The following is a 17075-nucleotide window of genomic DNA, read 5'->3' on the forward strand; positions in this document are numbered from 1 at the left end:
TAGAAAATAATATAAATAGAATAATAAGATGTTGAATGCAATGTTGTTCAGATATTGGATTGGCGGAGTTGTCGTACTGAACCTGTTGAGCTCCTGTGGAAGCGCTACAGGTTCAGTGAAGCCGTCGGAACAAATAGCAAATGCCACGGCTCAGCATAAAACCTATAGCAATCCGGTTTTTGAGCCCATACTTGCTGATCCTACAGTCGTTAGAGATCCACAGCGCAAAATGTTCTATGCATATGGGACAGCCGACAATTGGGGCGACGGAAAGGGACAACGTCTGGTGTCTATTCTACAATCCACCGATCTTGTAAACTGGACATGGATCGGAACCGCCTTCCCAACTAAACCGGGTTGGAAAGCAGAAGGCGGAATCTGGGCCCCCGATGTGGTGAGGTTAAGTGATAAGTATCTCTTATATTATGCCTATTCCACATGGGGTGATCCCAATCCCGGCATCGGTGTAGCCCTAGCAGCTAGACCGGAAGGCCCCTTTATCGATCAAGGTAAACTTTTTGATAGCAAGGAGATCGATGTGCCGAATTCAATAGACCCTTATTTTTTTACGGAAAATGGGCAGAACTATCTATTCTGGGGCAGTTTTAGCGATGCGAGCACGCAGGGTACATATGGTGTTGAACTGGATAAAAATGGGACAGTGGTACTCGATTTAAATAAAAAATTTAAAGTTGCCGCAGGAGATTTTGAAGCCGTTGTGATTCATAAACGGAAAGGGTACTATTACTTTGTCGGGTCCAAAGGCTCCTGTTGTGAAGGAGAAAAAAGCAGTTATCATGTTCTTGTGGGGCGCTCTCGCCATCTGAAAGGACCCTATGTGGATCAAGAAGGCCGCAACCTTACACAGCGGGGGAGTGGAACACTGTTGTTAAAAGGAAATGATCAATTTGTGGGGACGGGCCATACTTCGCGCATTATTACAGACGACAAGGGGAAAAGATTGGATACTCTATCATGGTATCGATCCAAAACAGCCTCGTGTTGCTACGGGGGGAAATCGCCGGATGCTATTGTTGGATCAGATCGTCTGGGATAAGGACTGGCCAAAAATTGAAGGGACAACCAGCAGTGTTGCGCCACAACCAGCACCAACGTTTAATTTTAAATAGCATTTGCAATAGCTAGCAGCGGATCTTCGATCTTCGTCGGTCTTAATTTTCGCTGCCGATAAAAAATATGGTACATCAAACGAAGAAACATTTTGAACTTCTTGACGCCATGCGTGGGGTAGCCGCAATCGCAGTCGTCCTGTTTCACTTTATGGAAATTGCACAACCGGATTATCGCAATAGTTTTATTCCACATAGCTATTTAGCCGTTGATTTTTTCTTTTGTTTATCGGGTTTTGTCATTGCCTATGCCTACGATCAGAAGCTGGCCACAATCGGTCTAAAACGATTCTTTCTCTTGCGTTTGCTGCGATTGCACCCATTGGTTATCATCGGTACGTTGATTGGTTTATTCGCATTTATTTACGATCCATTCAGCAGTTTGGCTGGCTCATTTTCTGTTTTGCAAAAGATGGGGATGTTTATTAGTGGGATAACGTTGATTCCATACCCGGTTGTACCAGAACGCTATTTTAATCTTTTTCATTTAAACCCACCTACATGGTCGCTATTTTGGGAGTATATCGCCAATATAGCCTATGCTTTGGTACTGGTACGGATTCCAAAAAAGTTTCTTTGGGGGATAGTGCTCCTTGGTGCAGCAGCGCTATGTGCCGAATCATTTCGTTCGGGCTATTTAGCTGTCGGTTTTGGAGCAGACAACTTTTGGGCTGGTGGAATTCGTTTATGGTTTTCATTTTCAATGGGACTACTTATTTTTAGATCGAACTGGACCATTTCCAACAAGCTTCCTTTTTTCGGTGTTCTAGGTCTACTTGCCGCCGTATTTTTTATTCCATTTTCTGAAGCTTATGGTAAATACATTGATCCTATTGTCGTTATCTTCTATTTTCCTTTATTACTCTTACTGGGGATAGGAGGGCAGCCTGTGTTTGGAGGGGTCAAGAAGTTATGCAAGTTTTTAGGTGATATCTCCTATCCGCTCTATATCATTCATTATCCATTTATCTGGATTTTTATGAGCTATGTAGAACTTAATCACCCATCGAATAAGCAAATGGCTGTGATTATTGTTATTGGAATGCTGTTGTTGATTTTTTTATCTTTATTAGTCTTTAACTATTTAGATGAGCCTATTCGGAAATATTACAGTCGGAAATTAAAGTAAATGGCGATGAAGCCAGCTACTGATGAACTGGAATACCTCCATTTTGCAGTCTTCATTAAGAATTTCATGCCGCATGCCTGCATATAATTTAAGGGTTATATCGGTCTGTCCCTGTGCCCTTAACTGTGCCGCACTTTTTTCAACGTCTATTCCAAAATCTCCAATTGGATCATCCTGTCCGCTGATAAATACAATTGGTAGGTTTTTTGGGATATTCTTGGTAGCCTCGATAGCTGTCGCTTGCAAAGAAAGGTCTAATACGGTATGAAACCCATTGTTGGTAAACAATCCCCCACAAAGTGGATCTTCCAAAAATGAAATACGGTTTGTCTTGCTTACGCTTAACCAATTGCTGTTATTTTGGTTAGGCTCGTTCTTAAATCGAGCATTATTACGTCTGTCAAAAATGCGATTGATCAATTTACTTCTTCCTTTAGGGGCAATACTATTGAGAACAGTGAGTAAAAGGCGAAAGGCCATGGATCCTTTTTGACGTTGGCCTGTCCCCACGATAATGGCCCCCTTAAATTGCCAGCCAATTTTTTGCAAAACACAGCGTGTGACAAAGGATCCCATGGAATGCCCTAAAATAAATTGAGGCAGTTGCGGATAGGTTTCACGTAAGAAGTTACTCATTGTAATGGCGTCATCAATAAGTTGTTCTTTAGCCCCATGCTTTTTAAAATAACCCAATTGATCGACCTGTAGCGCCGTTTTTCCATGGCCTAATTGATCGTAGCTTAAAACCGCAAAATTCTTTGTAGTCAGATAACTGGCCAATTCTTCGTACCGACCACTATGTTCCTGCATGCCATGAACCAAGAGTAATGTTGCCACTATTTGATTATCGTCGGGTACATACAGACGATAGAAAATTTTATGCTCAGGTTCAGTCGTTGCGCTGATTGTATAAAAATTGGAAACTACCTTGCTCATTATACCACTTTATTTTAAGTAAAGTAAGATAATTTTAGTGCATTTGCAAGTTTAACAATCTTCTTTCAGATGTTGTTCGGATGAAGCCGAAAGCCTTTCAGGGCAATTGATCAATAAAAATTAGCACGATTAATTTTTGTGGTTTGGGAATATTTTTTAGATTTGCATTAATTTAGAATTAATTTAAATAAAGTAGTTGATCTATTTTAAACATGGGCTTGGCTGTATGCAGAAATTGTTGCAAACATCGAATTCGGAAAGCATCCATGTTCTAAAAATATACGCGTTTACACATATTCTGATGAAACCAACACGATATATTCCGACCCGTGTTATCGAATAATTAAAGCTCAATTTGCAGAATAATTGAGTAGGGAATGAATAGGTTATGTTGCTCCATCACCTTCAAAAGACAAATAAAAGAATGAAAAAGACACTTTTGGCAGCTTTATTATTCGCTGCATCTTATGCACAGGCGCAGACAAACTCGTTGATGAACGGCGAGTTCTGGAAGGGCAAACCTACATTGACCGTTGTTAAAGCAGAAATCAGCAAAGGAAATAGCCCTTCTCAGCCGAATGCGGCATCCTTTGATCCGGTCACTATGGCTATATTAAATGGTGCTCCGACTGATGTCGTCAAATTCATGATCGAACAAGAAGGGAATAGTGTAACCAAGAAGACACATCACAGCCGTAGTTATTTACACTGGGCAGCGTCAAGTGGAAATGCTGAATTGGTCGATTTTTTAATAGCGAAGGGATCTGATGTCAATTACCAAGATAGCCATGGTTACCCAATTGTCGCTTATGCAGCTTCAACAGGAAATACAAATACTGCTGTGTATGATGCCTTGTTTAAAGCAGGTGTGAATCCCAAACAGAAATATGAAGGTGGTGCAACTTTGATGATGCTTGCAGCGTCTGCAGACAAGGACCTGGCATTGACGGATTATTTCATAAAAAAAGGATTATCTATTCAAGATAAAGATGAGTCGGGCCGTACGGTAACGGATTATGCTGCTAAACTTGGAAATACCGCGCTTATGGAGAAATTCATCGCCCGTGGTGTAAAGCCAACCAACAATGCGTTGTTTTTTGCGACTCAAGGTTCTAGACAAGCTTCTAACGGTTTGGCGGTTTATACCTATTTGGTTGAAAAGTTCAAATTGGATCCTAAGGCGGTAAATAAGGAAGGTGCTACGGTACTGCATGCTTTGGTTCGTAGGCCAGATATGGATGTGATCAATTATTTTTTGGATAAAGGTGTAGATGTCGCAAAAGCTGACAACGAAGGAAATACGGCACTTATGGTGGCTGCTAGTGGTAAAGATGCTAAATTGGTCGAGTTGCTGCTTACTAAAGCGAAAAATGTGAATGCTGTAAATGAAAAAGGAGAATCTGCATTGACTAAAGCAATAGCAAATGGAACTCCTGAAGTAGCTGCGGCATTGGTTAAAAATGGAGCCGATACCAAGGTATTGGATAAGGAGGGCAATAACTTAGCGTTCTATTGGTTTAATTCTTACAAGGAATTGCCACAGGGGGGAAGACCAGGTGGTCAGGGAAATGTGTCACAAGGGGATGAGTTTAAAGAAAAATTAGCGATCCTTAAGACGAACGGATTGGACGTTAATGCTCCGCAAAAAAATGGTAGTACATTGTATCATTTGGCAGTAGCCAAAGAGAATGTGAAGCTTATCCAGAAAGCTAGCGAACTTGGAGTAGACATTAACGCACAAGATAAAGAAGGAACGACGGCACTACATAAGGCAGCTCTCCTAGCTAAAGACGATTCCATATTAAAAACATTGGTTTCGCTTGGTGCAAAAAAGGAATTGAAAACAGAATTCGATGAAACAGCTTATGACCTGGCGAAAGAGAACGATTTCTTAGCTAAGTCCAATGTGCAGCTTGACTTTTTGAAATAAGACAACATCGTATTTCAGTGGTATTTCTAATCATATCGATGAAATATCCCGATAAATAATAGAAATATTGGTAACGCTGAACGGACTACGGATACCTTAAAATTAGATACAATTGAAGATGAATAACATATTTAAAACAACGATAGCCACTCTTTTATTTTCAATGGCAGCCCTAAGCTCTTTCGCACAGGCAGCTAAATATAAGTGCATGATCCAAATGAATGCCTACGAAGGTGAGAAAGCCTACGTCGTGATTTCACTGATTAATCCTAGTGGAGCTTACGAAAAAACACTCGCCGTATTGGGATCTGATAAGCAATGGTATAATACGATCAAGGAATGGTACAAGTTTCAAAATAAGACCAAAGAGAAGCTAAATGCGGTGACGGGTGCGTCAGTTGGTGGCGGTGACCGTGCCATGCGTACATTGGATATTGACGAATCGAAGTTCAACAAAGGGTATAAACTCCGTTTTGAATCTGCTGTAGAGGAACAAAAATATCATACTGCCGATGTTGAAATCCCTTTAACAAAAGAAGCCATTACCGAAAAAGCGAACGGCAAGGGATACATCAAACTTGTCAAGTTAAATAAAATACAATAAAAGAGGGGTAAAAATGCTGGTATCTATTTGGAGGTATGCACATTTAGCCTTAGCTATTGTTTCTTCTGTCTTTTTACTTTTATTATCGATAACTGGCGTAATATTGGCCGTTGACGCTGTCAACGAAAAAATTCCACCTTATCGGGTTGAACATATTGAAACTTTAAACCTTGCGCAGTCCGTAACAGCCTTGCGCAAGGTTTATCCCGAAATCATAGCGATTTCGATAGATCACAATCAATTTGTGAGTATTGATGCCATAGACGCTGATGGCAATAGCGTGAAGGGTTATATTGATCCGAATACCGGGCGTCTGCTTGGTCCCCAATTGAATAAGTCCCAATTTATTCAATGGGTTACAGCTTTACACCGCTCGCTCTTTCTGAAAGTGACCGGCCGGGTGATTATTGGTGTGGTTTCATTTCTGTTGTTTCTTATTACTATTTCAGGAATTGTTCTGATTGTTAAGCGTCAACAGGGCGTTCGACACTTCTTTGCCAAAATCAATCGGGACTTTTTTGCCCAGTATTTCCACGTTGTTTCAGGACGTTTATTTTTGATACCAATTTTGATATTGGCCCTAACTGGTACCTATTTATTCCTGGTACGTATTGAAATCTTAAAGAAGCCGAATCAAACCATCGAATATCCCAATAAGATGAAGGAAGATATCGAATTGGAGGTGGCAAAATTTTCAATATTCCAAAATACAAAACTTGTTGATTTGAAGACCTTGGAGTTTCCGTTTATGGAAGGCGATCCTGACGAATATTTTGTATTGAAGCTTCGCGATCGGGAATTGACCATCAACCAGTTGAATGGAAGCTTGCATAAAGAAGTCAAGTACCCCTTTACTGCATTGGCCGAAGAGTTGTCTTTGGACCTTCATACGGGTAAGACCAATATTATATGGGCTATTGTACTGGGGCTCGCATCGTTGAATATTGTGTTCTTTATTTATACAGGGGTCGTCATTACATTCAAGCGCACGCGTACAAAAATCAAGAATAAATATAAACCTGAAGAAGCGGAGATTGTTATTCTTTTCGGAACGGAAAATGGAAGTACGCTGTTTTTCGCCAATCAGATCCATAAACAGCTCTTGGCGGATGGGCAAAAATCGTTGCTGCTCGGAATGAACCAATATCAGTGCTTTCCAAAGGCAAAACACTTGCTTGTGTTTACTTCGACATACGGGCTAGGAACAGCACCCTCCAATGCACTTCAATTTGAACAAAAGCTCAATAGCCATCCACAAAAACAAGATGTACAATTTTCGGTTCTCGGCTTTGGTTCAAAAGCCTATCCCGATTTTTGTGCTTATGCGCGCGAAATTGATTGTTTACTAGAAAAACAAGGTTGGGCTTCGCGTTTAACAGACTTACATACCGTTAATGATAAGGATGTTGATGAACTTATTTCATGGATACATGACTGGTCTTCGCAGGCCACTATTGCACTCGCTTCTGCACCAGCTATTTATAGTGCTAAAGTTGTCGGACTGACGAAATTTAAGGTGGTAGCGAAGTCTGCTGTTTCAGCGACTAACACGACCTTTACTTTAGTGCTGAAGCCTGCAAGTAAAATTAACATGCAATCGGGCGATTTATTGGCAATCTATCCCGCGCAAGATCAACGTGAACGTTTTTATTCGATCGGCTACAAAGATGGAATGGTGCAGCTCGTGGTGAAATTGTTTCCTGATGGATTTGGTTCTAGCTTCCTCTATCGATTGGAAACTAATCAAACCCTCCAGGCACGTGTCATGGTTAATCCAAGTTTTCATTTCCCGAAAGCAGCAAATGCAGTCGCTTTAATTGCCAATGGTACAGGGGTAGCACCCTTTCTTGGCATGATTTCAGAAAATGAAAGTAGGACGCCTTTGCGTCTGTATGCTGGTTTTCGCCATCGAAATGAAATGACTGCGCACTATGTGGATTTTGCTGATGAGCAGATAAAGCTGGGACATCTGCAGCAGCTTGAACTGGCTTTTTCGCGCGAGGAAAATCCACAATATGTCATGGACCTGATCCGTCGGGATGCGCTATATTTTGTCGAATTGCTTGAAAAAGGAGGTTGTGTATTGCTTTGTGGTGCATTGCGTATGCAGCATGATGTTGAACATACTTTAAATGAACTTCTCCTGGCGCATGTCGGCAAAACTATTGCCGACTACAAAGAAAGTGGACAAATCTTAACGGATTGTTATTAGTAAATTGATGGTACAATGGTAAATCCCGTCACGAAGACTACTTTTGGTATAGATCGACTTTATAATTCCTTTTTGGATCAATCTCATGAAGAACAATAAACAATGTGTCCTGCTTTTAATGCTCTGCTTTGTGTCCATTACTTCGGGGATTGCGCAGGTCTTGGTCAAGCGGCAGGTTACCCTTATGGGCTCTGTTTTTGAAATCAGCTTGGTAGATCGGGATAGCGCGATTACAAATCAGCATATCGATGAAGTCATCTCCGAAATAGATCGAATAGAAAACCTGATTTCAGAATGGCGTCCGCAAACCCAAATAGCAGCGGTGAACCGCAATGCAGGGATTAAGCCCGTTAAGGTGGATAGGGAAGTTTTTGAATTAACAAAGCGAGCGATCCAGTATGCTCAAAATTCAGGCGGAGCCTTTGATATTAGTATTGTTGCCTTGGATAAAGTTTGGGTATTTGGTGGTAGTATGACCACGATGCCTACGGAAGATCTGGTTAAAAGGTCTGTCGCCAAGGTGGGCTATCAACACATCCGTCTCGACAGTGCATCTTCGACAATTTTTCTGGAATTGCCCGGTATGAAGATCGGTTTCGGCTCGATCGGGAAGGGCTATGCTGCTGATCGTGGCAGGGACATGATGAAGGCAAAAGGAATTGAAGCAGGTATAGTTAATGCTTCCGGAGATCTTTCGGCTTGGGGAAACCCACCCCGGGGGGACGCCTGGAAAGTGGGTGTAAACAATCCGTTCAAACCCCATCTAATGGTCAAAGTTCTTCATTTGAATGAAATGGCCGTAGCCACTTCAGGCAGCTATGAGAAATACGCGGAGATCAATGGGAAACGGTATTCACATATTATAAATCCAGTGACAGGTTATCCAGCTACGGGATTAACTTCAGTGACGATTTATGGACCTTCCGCCGAGATTGCAAATGCCCTCAGTACCTCAATCATGGTACTTGGTGAGAAAGAAGGAAAAAAATTAATTCAGCGTTTCCCAGCATACCGTTATATTTTTATTACCGATAAAGGTAAAGTCATTCAGCAGCGGTGGAAGTAATAGACCACACAGCATCATTTTTTTTCTGAAAGTGTCTGATCTTATTGGCCAGAAAGAACCTTCAGTTTGCTTTCATTGCTGTTGGTGTCTGCTAAGTCATGAAGGTTTTGTTTTATTCCCGATAAAGTAGGTTGAATGCATCAGCTATTAGCTGATTATCTCGTATCTTTATCCTAACAAAGCGTATACGAAAGAAGACGGTAGAGAACGTGTGCTTATTGGTCAGAAAGTTGAAGTCAGCAAGAAGAAAGATTCATGAAAATAATTTAAAGTAAAAGTTTGACTAGTTCGTCTATGCTGCTATGGACATTGCATACCAAAATCATATGGCAGAAAAAAATTCCAGATCATTTACGGATATCGTTAAGACTTATGGAAGTCAGCTGCTACGTTTTGTTAAGGGAAGGGTAAAGAAAACGGAGGATGCAGAAGATATCTTACAGGAAGTCTGGTATCAATTTAGCCGTTTGACCAATATGGACGAATTGGAGAATGCGGGAGTATGGCTCTATGCTGTCACACGAAATAAGATTACAGACAGCTACCGGAAAAAGAAAAGTGAATCGCTTGATGAGCTTATAGCGGGTGACGAGGATAGCGAAAGTACGTTTCCTATTCGTCAGCTCCTTTTAGCTGACGACTCCAATAATCCTGAGCTAAAATTATTTAAGGATATTTTTTGGGATGAGCTGATGAAAGCATTGGAGGAATTGCCGGAAAAACAACGTCGGGTTTTTGTGCTCAATGAACTGGAAGAGAAAACTCTTCAGGAAATTGCAGTCATGGAAAATGAGAACCTAAAGACGATTATCAGCCGAAAAGGGTATGCAGTGAAGCACCTGAGAATACGGTTGCGAAGTTTGTATGAAGAATTAAAATTTTAAAAGGATTAAGCTATGAATGGAAGAATGAAAAGACAGCGGAAGGGTAAATTCGCTTTTATGGTTGTCGCTATCATCGTTGGTGTTTTTTTGTTGGTAGCATTACTACAATATTTGTGGAATACATTAATGGTTGATATTTTCAATCTGAAAGCAATTACCTATTGGCAGGCGCTGGGACTCTTTGTCTTGTCGAAAATCTTGTTCGGCAGGGGCTTCGGTAAACCGGGAGGTGGCCGATTCCGACGGGATGTTCCGCCTCAGATGGAAAAAGGAGAAGATCTTTCCGATGAGGAAAGGGAACGTTTGCGGGAGGAATGGAAGCGTCGTTTTGGAGGGCGTTGCGGGTTCTGAAAAAAAGAATAAAAATTTTAAAGTAAAAACTGTTGTTGGGCGTCTTCTTCTATAAAGGCGCCTTTTTTTATGCCGATATCCTAATGGTAAACAAGTAACAGAACGCGAGGATCTGTCAGCAGGGATGTTGGATAAAACAAATAGTTAATTAAAACATACAAATGATCTAGGAAAATTCTATGTGCAATGTGCTGAAAATAGATATAATCCGCAATCATTTTTAAAAAAATGTATTCAAATGAAAAATAAACTTCGATTTATATTGCCACGCCTTATTGTGCTTACGGCAATAGCAGGATTAGCAACATTGATTATTGGGACGATCTTTAAGCTCTTGTTGTTTGGGACAATTCTCTTTGGTATAGGAAGCTTTGCCGCGGCAAGAATGCGTAGAAGAGATAGACAAGCATTCAAAATGGATAGGGCTCCGGTATATCCGAACGTTCACCGTCATTATAACACTGTGGTTGCAATTGTTCCATTACAAGGGCAAAAACGTGCTAAGAAAGCAACAATAGTTCCAGTTTACTAAGGTTAAAAATTGCAAGACGAGGAAATTCATCCCACATCAGTTTACACGTATTATTCAATATTAAAAATTAAAGACATGTTTAAAAGAAATCATTATACCAACGGATATTCAAATCATAATAAATTTTGCGGACAACATTTCAAAGACCGCTTTCAAAAATTCCAACAACAGTTTTTTGATGGTGAAGCCGGGCACAATGCTGGCGTACAGCAAGCTGTTCCTGTAAATATTGCCGAAAATCAAGAATCCTATGAAGTGCAGCTTTTTGCCGCTGGACGTAAGAAAGAACAATTCCAAGTCAGCATAAATGACGGGATACTGAAGATTTCATGTACAGAAAACACCCAGGACAATGCCATAGATTATATCTATAAAGAGCAGGATGGATTGGCATTTGAACGTGAATTCCAATTAAATGAACAAGTACTTACAGATAATGTGCATGCAAGTTTCGAGGATGGGGTATTGACGGTTATCCTTCCAAAAGATCTTGAAAAAGTAAAACGGCCACAAGAGGTTGTTATTGATTAGTAAAAACCAGTTTTGATCTGGGCGCACATCAAGGCTGCTGATGTGCGTAGCCTTAAATCAGCGTAAGAGCTGATGTTGAAAAAGGACAGCATCGAATTTTGCTGTCCTTTTTCTGTCTCTTAATTTACCGCCAACCGGTGCCCAAAAGCAGTGAACAGTAAACGAATTTCGAATAGCTGTTTGGCACTATGGTCCTTATATCCGTACTGCTTTTCTAAGTATTCCCAGAATTTGTCTCGATTGTTGATCATTGCCATAATAACCTATTTGGTCTTAGATCAAGATAATCTCAAAACGGAAATGTACTAACACCAGATTATAGGTAACAACAATTTTTAATCAATTTTTAAACAGTATTCAATCATTGTTTATTCAGTATGCACTGAGCGATCACTGAACAAGAACTGAGCGAGCACTGAACAAGCACTGTCAAAAGGCATAACATGATACCTGCCAGGTCTTCGCTTGATTGAAAGGTATAAAGGTTAGGGATTTGGAGTTTACGCAGCTATAGATCAGCTAGGGCTATAAGATGGTTACAATATCCCTAGTTGGTTTGTGCATGCTAAACTGGCTTCTATCTGTGCTGGTGAGGCTTGGCTTTATTGTAGCTCGTATGGCACTGTGTGAAGTTTATTTAGATGTTATGTTGTGAAAGCTACTCCGTTCTTTTAAGTTTTTTATTGAGTTGCTCTTTGCCAAATCGCCAAAAGAAATAGAATAAGCCTATAACAACTATAATTGCCATAAAGGGCACAAATATGGCGAGTATGGTCAAAATGGTTGAACCGATGGTTTCCATGGTCGAGATCATAAAATTGCCAAAACCTGCCGTCCCAACAGACGAGACTGCACGGGTACCAGCTAGCGCTGTGCTGATGGTCGCCGCGGTACCGCCACCAGCGATGATTGCCATAGCCCAGCGGAAAAAGGGTGAAATATCTGTAAACTGTATGGCAAAAAGTAAGGTGCCGGCTATCGTCGCGAGAGGAATTGAAAGGCTGTCCAATATATTGTCAATAAAAGGAATGTAATATCCTGCTATTTCCAGGATCATGGCTAGGCTTGTAGCTGCCAAAACAATAGGTGAGCCCGCCCAGGCCAATTCATTGCCAACCTGGAACAATTCAAGCCGACAGCCAAGGCTCAATAAGAATAGCGGCATGAAAACCCGGAAGCCGGTAGCTGCAGCCAGACTCAAGCCTATAAAAGCACTTACCAAAAATGTGGATAGCTCACTCATGGTCAATATTTTTGATACAACCTAATTATAGAATAGTAAAAGAATCGCTTTTGTTTTTCAGACTTCCAAAAATCGTCATATTCTAGCTGCTCATTAAAAGATGATTTTTAGCATTTTATATAATTATATATTGTGTATATAGATTTTGATTATAGTGTATCGAATCATTCGATGTACAAGTGGGATCTCATTTGTGTAATTTTATGAAAGTGGGAGTCAAACAATTTGATCACTTAAGATATTATATAAATAAACTTTCTTTTCTTATGGACAACAACGAAAAAGACATTAGCAAATGCCCATTTCATAATGGTACGATGCGCAACGCCGTTGCGGGAGGGGGAACTCAAAATCAGGACTGGTGGCCAAATAGACTTCGTGTAGATCTGTTGAGACAACACGCGAGCAAGTCAAATCCGATGGACGAGGGCTTTGATTATGCGGAAGCATTTAAACAATTGGATTTAGAAGCCGTAAAAAGAGATTTGCATGCCTTGATGACCGATTCGCAGGACTGGTGGCCTGCTGACTTTGGACATTATGGACCATTATTCATCCGGATGGCTTGGCATAGTGCAGGAACCTATCGGGTAAGCGATGGTCGAGGCGGAGCTGGGTCTGGGCAACAACGTTTTGCACCACTGAATAGCTGGCCTGATAATGTGAGTTTGGATAAAGCACGTCGCCTGTTGTGGCCTATCAAACAAAAATATGGTAAAAATATCTCCTGGGCAGATTTATTGATTTTAACAGGGAATGTTGCTTTAGAGTCTATGGGCTTCAAGACTTTTGGTTATTCTGGTGGACGTGTGGATGCTTTTGAACCTGAATTGGATGTCTATTGGGGTTCTGAAAAAACATGGTTGGGCGGTGATGTACGCTATGCTCATGGTTCAGAAGGCGTAGTGGAATCACACGGTGTATTATCTGCCGATGATGATGCAGATGGTAAACAACATTCGCGCAATCTTGAAAAACCGTTGGCAGCGGTACAGATGGGATTAATTTATGTTAATCCGGAAGGACCAGATGGAAATCCAGATCCTATCGCGGCTGCAAAAGATATACGGGATACTTTTGGTCGGATGGCGATGGACGATGAGGAAACTGTCGCTTTGATTGCTGGAGGGCATACGTTTGGAAAAACACACGGAGCAGGTCCTGCCGACAATGTCGGAAAAGAACCTGAAGCAGCCGGCATAGAACAACAAGGGCTTGGTTGGAAAAGTACCTATGGCAGTGGAGTAGGAGCAGATGCGATCACGAGTGGCTTGGAGGTTATTTGGACACAGAAACCGACAGAATGGACCAATCTCTTTTTTAAAAATCTCTTCGAAAATGAATGGGAATTAACAAAGAGTCCTGCAGGAGCGCATCAATGGGTAGCCAAAGGAGCTGATTCGACTATTCCAGATCCTTTTGATCCAACTAAAAAACGTAGGCCAACGATGCTGACGACAGATTTGTCCTTGCGTTTTGATCCAATTTATGAAAAGATCTCGCGTAAATTTTACGAAGATCAAGACGCATTTGCCGATGCATTCGCTCGCGCCTGGTTTAAATTGACGCACCGTGATTTGGGACCACGAGAGCGTTATTTAGGTGCCGAAGTTCCTGCTGAGGAATTATTGTGGCAAGATCCTATTCCTGCTGTCGATCATGCTTTGGTCGATGCTAATGATATTAACATGTTGAAATCTACCCTATTGAGCGCAGGGCTCAGCACTGCAGAGCTCGTAACGACCGCTTGGGCTTCAGCTTCTACTTTTCGTGGGTCTGACAAGAGAGGTGGTGCAAACGGTGCGCGGATACGGTTGGCTCCGCAGCGTTATTGGCAAGTCAATAATCCAACACAATTGCAAAAAGTTCTTACTGCGCTTGAGCAAATTCAACAGGACTTTAATGGAAAGCAACAGGGCGGAAAGAAGATTTCCTTGGCAGACTTAATTGTCTTAGGTGGTGTTGCTGCGATAGAGCAGGCCGCTCGTGCAGCTGGACATGCTGTCAACGTACCGTTCCATCCGGGGCGTATGGATGCATCACAGGAACAGACGGATGTAGAATCCATGGGCTATCTTGAGCCAATTGCGGATGGATTTAGAAATTACCGTAAAGGTGCTTACACCGTGTCTACGGAATCATTATTGATCGACAAAGCACAATCACTTACGCTATCTGTTCCGGAATTAACGGTATTGATCGGCGGACTTCGTGTTCTTCAGGCAAATTTTGATGGTTCTGCATTAGGAGTGATGACAGATAGGCCAGGCCAATTGACGAATGATTTTTTTGTCAATCTATTGGATATGGGAACAGCTTGGAAAGCAATCTCTCCGGACCGGGAAGTTTTTGAAGGATCAGATCGTAAATCTAGTGTTAAAAAATGGGAAGCCGGACGTGCAGATCTTGTTTTTGGTTCCAACGCTGAACTGAGAGCTGTTGCTGAAATATATGGCAGTGCCGATGCAAAAGATAAATTCGTACAAGATTTTGTGAAGGCATGGACTAAAGTGATGGAGTTAGACCGTTTTGATCTGCATCGCTAATTGTTAAGAATATCAGTTTTTCAAGAAGCCAGGTCCGACGCGAACCTGGCTTCTTGTTATTTTAGATTTATCCAGATAACCCTGAAATTAACCTTTTGCTCCGGCGCTAAGATTGGCTCAGATTTTTTATGATGTACCTGACCAATATTTATCGCTATGGTCTACGACATTGACCAATTTATTTAATGAGAATAGCAGCCAAAAAAGAACCAATTTTTGCCTCTAATATCATTTTAATCTCACTTTAACCAAATTTTAATTTAATATATGAAGAATTATGGAATTTTCTTTGGGTGTTTCCTATTTTGTGAAATAAAATTCAAGATTTGTGCTACTTTTTCTTCTTTGATCGGTAGTAACTTTGTAATGGTTTCAAAGGAATCTTTGATACATTGTTAGGTTAAAGCTATGTGGAAGCACTTTATTTTTCTGTTTGCAGCACTGTTGTTATCATTTAAGAATTTAAATGCAAACAGTCTTGTACTGAAAAGTGAAAGTGTCGAATCCCAGTTTTTATCTGCAAAAAATCCTTCCAACAATGCGGACCATACACACATCGTCCATTTTCATAAAGATCATAGTCAATTTTGTTCGCTTTACCCATCGCTTCAATCCATTGTTGCGGAATTGGACGCCGAAGTGGCACAAGATTGGTTGATGGAGCGTTGGTTGGTTACGGTTGATTTGCTATGGCATGAACTACTGCCATCCCCAAAACAGAAAGATTATCGGTATGAACATACCCTTGATCTAGAGCATATACCCATCGCTCGATTTTTGCTGTTTGAGCAAATCAAAATTCCATGCTAAAGCATACGCTTTTCTTTACATCATACAGGCAAAGAGAACTGTCATTTCTTTTCTAAATTTATTTATTTCTTAAAATATACCAATGCACGAGCTAAGTATAGTAAAGGATATTTTTGATACGTTGACCTCGTATTATGAGGCTAGGGTAGATGATATTCAAAAAATTCAGGTCACAGCAGGATTGTTATCCAACGTCCAGCCTGTATTGATCCAAAATGCATTTGATGCTTTTATTGCTGAAAATACGCAATACCAAGATATGGAAATGGAAGTCGTTGTAAACGATATCATTGCATATTGTGAACATTGTCAGAAAAATTTTCCGGTTCATTTTCATCGATTTGTATGTGATTGCGGACAGGCTTCTAGTACAATTGTTCAAGGGAATGAACTCTATATATCAAAAGTAATTTTTAAACAAGACTAATATCGTTTATCATGTCAGACAATACTTCAAATCCTAAAAGTTTAGGTAACCGTGTAGGTTCGGTTCAATGTGAAAATACAACGCTACATTTATTAAAAGCAAATGATTTTGTCGCAAAAGCCATCCGCGATAGACTGAAAGACGTTTGTGTGATCAATGTATGTTCTTCTCCGGGTTCGGGTAAAACTACCTTGATGCAAGAAACGGGAAAACGTTTGGCCAAAGATCTGAATATTGCTGTTTTGGTGGGTGATCCGGAAACCGAACGTGATGCGGTTCGTATGCGTGAGGTAGGCATTAATGCATTGCAGATTGTCACTGGTGGAATGTGTCATATTGAGGCACAAATGATCTTACAAGCCCTGGATCATATCGATATCGAAGGAATAGACCTGTTGTTTATTGAGAACGTCGGGAATTTATTGTGTCCATCAGCGTTTGATTTGGGTGAAGATTACCGCGTGACCTTATTGGCGACCACAGAAGGGGACGATAAACCGAAAAAATACCCACGTATGTTTTTAACAAGCGAATTGATGTTGGTTTCCAAAGCTGATTTATTGCCATATGTACCTTTCTCGGTAGATGCGGTAACGAAAGATGCGCGCGAGGTGAACCCCAATTTGGAAGTTATTACAATCAGTACATTAAATGGTGACGGTCTTGATACCTGGTGTGATTGGTTGAAAGAAAGAGTTCAGGCGAAAAAAGATCAATATAAGGCGCTTGAAGTAAAATAACGGC

Annotated in this window: 16 protein-coding genes; 14 read left to right on the forward strand and 2 right to left on the reverse strand. The window is 40.9% G+C overall.

What is annotated here, in order from left to right; genetic code table 11:
* Window positions 1–40 precede the first annotated feature (40 nt).
* Both B2O97_RS19245 and B2O97_RS19250 read left to right on the forward strand, forming a co-directional pair.
* Window positions 41–1057: a family 43 glycosylhydrolase gene (locus tag B2O97_RS19245; RefSeq protein ID WP_286767931.1), complete on the forward strand. Its 1017-nt coding sequence runs from the start codon at window positions 41–43 to the stop codon at window positions 1055–1057.
* A 140-nt stretch (window positions 1058–1197) separates the two neighbouring features.
* A complete protein-coding gene (locus B2O97_RS19250; protein WP_070567918.1) occupies window positions 1198–2259 on the forward strand; it encodes an acyltransferase family protein in 1062 nt (353 codons plus the stop codon).
* Here B2O97_RS19250 and B2O97_RS19255 read toward each other — a convergent pair.
* Window positions 2251–3195 (reverse strand): alpha/beta fold hydrolase, encoded by a 945-nt coding sequence (locus tag B2O97_RS19255; protein WP_286767932.1) that lies wholly within the window; start codon window positions 3193–3195, stop codon window positions 2251–2253. The genes B2O97_RS19250 and B2O97_RS19255 overlap by 9 nt on opposite strands.
* Window positions 3196–3619: 424 nt before the next feature.
* On the opposite strand from B2O97_RS19255, the gene B2O97_RS19260 reads away from it, so the two are divergent.
* The 8 genes from B2O97_RS19260 to B2O97_RS19295 all read left to right on the forward strand — a co-directional run bounded on the left by B2O97_RS19260 (window position 3620) and on the right by B2O97_RS19295 (window position 11305).
* Window positions 3620–5125 (forward strand): ankyrin repeat domain-containing protein, encoded by a 1506-nt coding sequence (locus B2O97_RS19260; protein ID WP_070568301.1) that lies wholly within the window; start codon window positions 3620–3622, stop codon window positions 5123–5125.
* Window positions 5126–5243: 118 nt separating this feature from the next.
* Complete coding sequence (locus B2O97_RS19265) at window positions 5244–5729, forward strand: DUF2271 domain-containing protein (protein WP_070567915.1); 486 nt, start codon at window positions 5244–5246, stop codon at window positions 5727–5729.
* A gap of 13 nt (window positions 5730–5742) precedes the next feature.
* The gene (locus B2O97_RS19270) at window positions 5743–7941 is read left to right on the forward strand and encodes a PepSY domain-containing protein (protein ID WP_286767933.1); all 2199 of its coding nucleotides are present in this window, start codon (window positions 5743–5745) and stop codon (window positions 7939–7941) included.
* A gap of 85 nt (window positions 7942–8026) precedes the next feature.
* Window positions 8027–9007: an FAD:protein FMN transferase gene (locus B2O97_RS19275; RefSeq protein WP_286767934.1), complete on the forward strand. Its 981-nt coding sequence runs from the start codon at window positions 8027–8029 to the stop codon at window positions 9005–9007.
* Between the two features lie 326 nt (window positions 9008–9333).
* A complete protein-coding gene (locus tag B2O97_RS19280) occupies window positions 9334–9891 on the forward strand; it encodes an RNA polymerase sigma factor (RefSeq protein WP_217493552.1) in 558 nt (185 codons plus the stop codon).
* A gap of 12 nt (window positions 9892–9903) precedes the next feature.
* Complete coding sequence (locus tag B2O97_RS19285; RefSeq protein WP_070567905.1) at window positions 9904–10242, forward strand: hypothetical protein; 339 nt, start codon at window positions 9904–9906, stop codon at window positions 10240–10242.
* Between the two features lie 238 nt (window positions 10243–10480).
* Window positions 10481–10774 carry a hypothetical protein gene (locus tag B2O97_RS19290; RefSeq protein WP_070567901.1) on the forward strand — a complete coding sequence of 98 codons (294 nt, stop codon included), beginning with the start codon at window positions 10481–10483 and terminating at the stop codon, window positions 10772–10774.
* Window positions 10775–10849: 75 nt separating this feature from the next.
* Window positions 10850–11305, forward strand: coding sequence for an Hsp20/alpha crystallin family protein (locus tag B2O97_RS19295; protein WP_286767935.1), 456 nt, complete (start codon window positions 10850–10852; stop codon window positions 11303–11305).
* 658 nt (window positions 11306–11963) lie between these two features.
* Here B2O97_RS19295 and B2O97_RS19300 read toward each other — a convergent pair.
* Entirely contained in the window at window positions 11964–12548 is a 585-nt protein-coding gene (locus tag B2O97_RS19300) for a DUF4126 domain-containing protein (RefSeq protein WP_112376080.1), read from the reverse strand.
* A 266-nt stretch (window positions 12549–12814) separates the two neighbouring features.
* Between B2O97_RS19300 and katG the strand changes: the two genes are divergently transcribed.
* The 4 genes from katG (at window position 12815) to hypB (ending at window position 17071) form a co-directional block, all read left to right on the forward strand.
* A complete protein-coding gene (gene katG, locus B2O97_RS19305; protein ID WP_286767936.1) occupies window positions 12815–15094 on the forward strand; it encodes a catalase/peroxidase HPI in 2280 nt (759 codons plus the stop codon).
* A 408-nt stretch (window positions 15095–15502) separates the two neighbouring features.
* Window positions 15503–15904: a hypothetical protein gene (locus B2O97_RS19310; RefSeq protein ID WP_070567895.1), complete on the forward strand. Its 402-nt coding sequence runs from the start codon at window positions 15503–15505 to the stop codon at window positions 15902–15904.
* Window positions 15905–15986: 82 nt separating this feature from the next.
* Complete coding sequence (locus tag B2O97_RS19315; protein ID WP_070567893.1) at window positions 15987–16331, forward strand: hydrogenase maturation nickel metallochaperone HypA; 345 nt, start codon at window positions 15987–15989, stop codon at window positions 16329–16331.
* 11 nt (window positions 16332–16342) lie between these two features.
* Entirely contained in the window at window positions 16343–17071 is a 729-nt protein-coding gene (gene hypB, locus B2O97_RS19320) for a hydrogenase nickel incorporation protein HypB (RefSeq protein ID WP_112376082.1), read from the forward strand.
* Window positions 17072–17075: the final 4 nt, after the last annotated feature.

The organism is Sphingobacterium sp. UBA865 (assembly GCF_002295765.1).
GTDB classification, from domain to species: Bacteria; Bacteroidota; Bacteroidia; order Sphingobacteriales; family Sphingobacteriaceae; genus Sphingobacterium; species Sphingobacterium multivorum.

What these genes read in the sequence shown, in the direction of transcription:
- B2O97_RS19290 (WP_070567901.1), top strand. Translation starts at nt 10,481, where the DNA reads ATGAAAAATAAACTTCGATTTATATTGCCACGCCTTATTGTGCTTACG.
- B2O97_RS19310 (WP_070567895.1), top strand. Translation starts at nt 15,503, where the DNA reads ATGTGGAAGCACTTTATTTTTCTGTTTGCAGCACTGTTGTTATCATTT.
- B2O97_RS19315 (WP_070567893.1), top strand. Translation starts at nt 15,987, where the DNA reads ATGCACGAGCTAAGTATAGTAAAGGATATTTTTGATACGTTGACCTCG.
- B2O97_RS19285 (WP_070567905.1), top strand. Translation starts at nt 9,904, where the DNA reads ATGAATGGAAGAATGAAAAGACAGCGGAAGGGTAAATTCGCTTTTATG.
- B2O97_RS19300 (WP_112376080.1), bottom strand. Translation starts at nt 12,548, where the DNA reads ATGAGTGAGCTATCCACATTTTTGGTAAGTGCTTTTATAGGCTTGAGT.
- B2O97_RS19245 (WP_286767931.1), top strand. Translation starts at nt 41, where the DNA reads ATGTTGTTCAGATATTGGATTGGCGGAGTTGTCGTACTGAACCTGTTG.
- katG (WP_286767936.1), top strand. Translation starts at nt 12,815, where the DNA reads ATGGACAACAACGAAAAAGACATTAGCAAATGCCCATTTCATAATGGT.
- B2O97_RS19280 (WP_217493552.1), top strand. Translation starts at nt 9,334, where the DNA reads ATGGCAGAAAAAAATTCCAGATCATTTACGGATATCGTTAAGACTTAT.
- B2O97_RS19295 (WP_286767935.1), top strand. Translation starts at nt 10,850, where the DNA reads ATGTTTAAAAGAAATCATTATACCAACGGATATTCAAATCATAATAAA.
- hypB (WP_112376082.1), top strand. Translation starts at nt 16,343, where the DNA reads ATGTCAGACAATACTTCAAATCCTAAAAGTTTAGGTAACCGTGTAGGT.
- B2O97_RS19250 (WP_070567918.1), top strand. Translation starts at nt 1,198, where the DNA reads ATGGTACATCAAACGAAGAAACATTTTGAACTTCTTGACGCCATGCGT.
- B2O97_RS19265 (WP_070567915.1), top strand. Translation starts at nt 5,244, where the DNA reads ATGAATAACATATTTAAAACAACGATAGCCACTCTTTTATTTTCAATG.
- B2O97_RS19275 (WP_286767934.1), top strand. Translation starts at nt 8,027, where the DNA reads ATGAAGAACAATAAACAATGTGTCCTGCTTTTAATGCTCTGCTTTGTG.
- B2O97_RS19270 (WP_286767933.1), top strand. Translation starts at nt 5,743, where the DNA reads ATGCTGGTATCTATTTGGAGGTATGCACATTTAGCCTTAGCTATTGTT.
- B2O97_RS19260 (WP_070568301.1), top strand. Translation starts at nt 3,620, where the DNA reads ATGAAAAAGACACTTTTGGCAGCTTTATTATTCGCTGCATCTTATGCA.
- B2O97_RS19255 (WP_286767932.1), bottom strand. Translation starts at nt 3,195, where the DNA reads ATGAGCAAGGTAGTTTCCAATTTTTATACAATCAGCGCAACGACTGAA.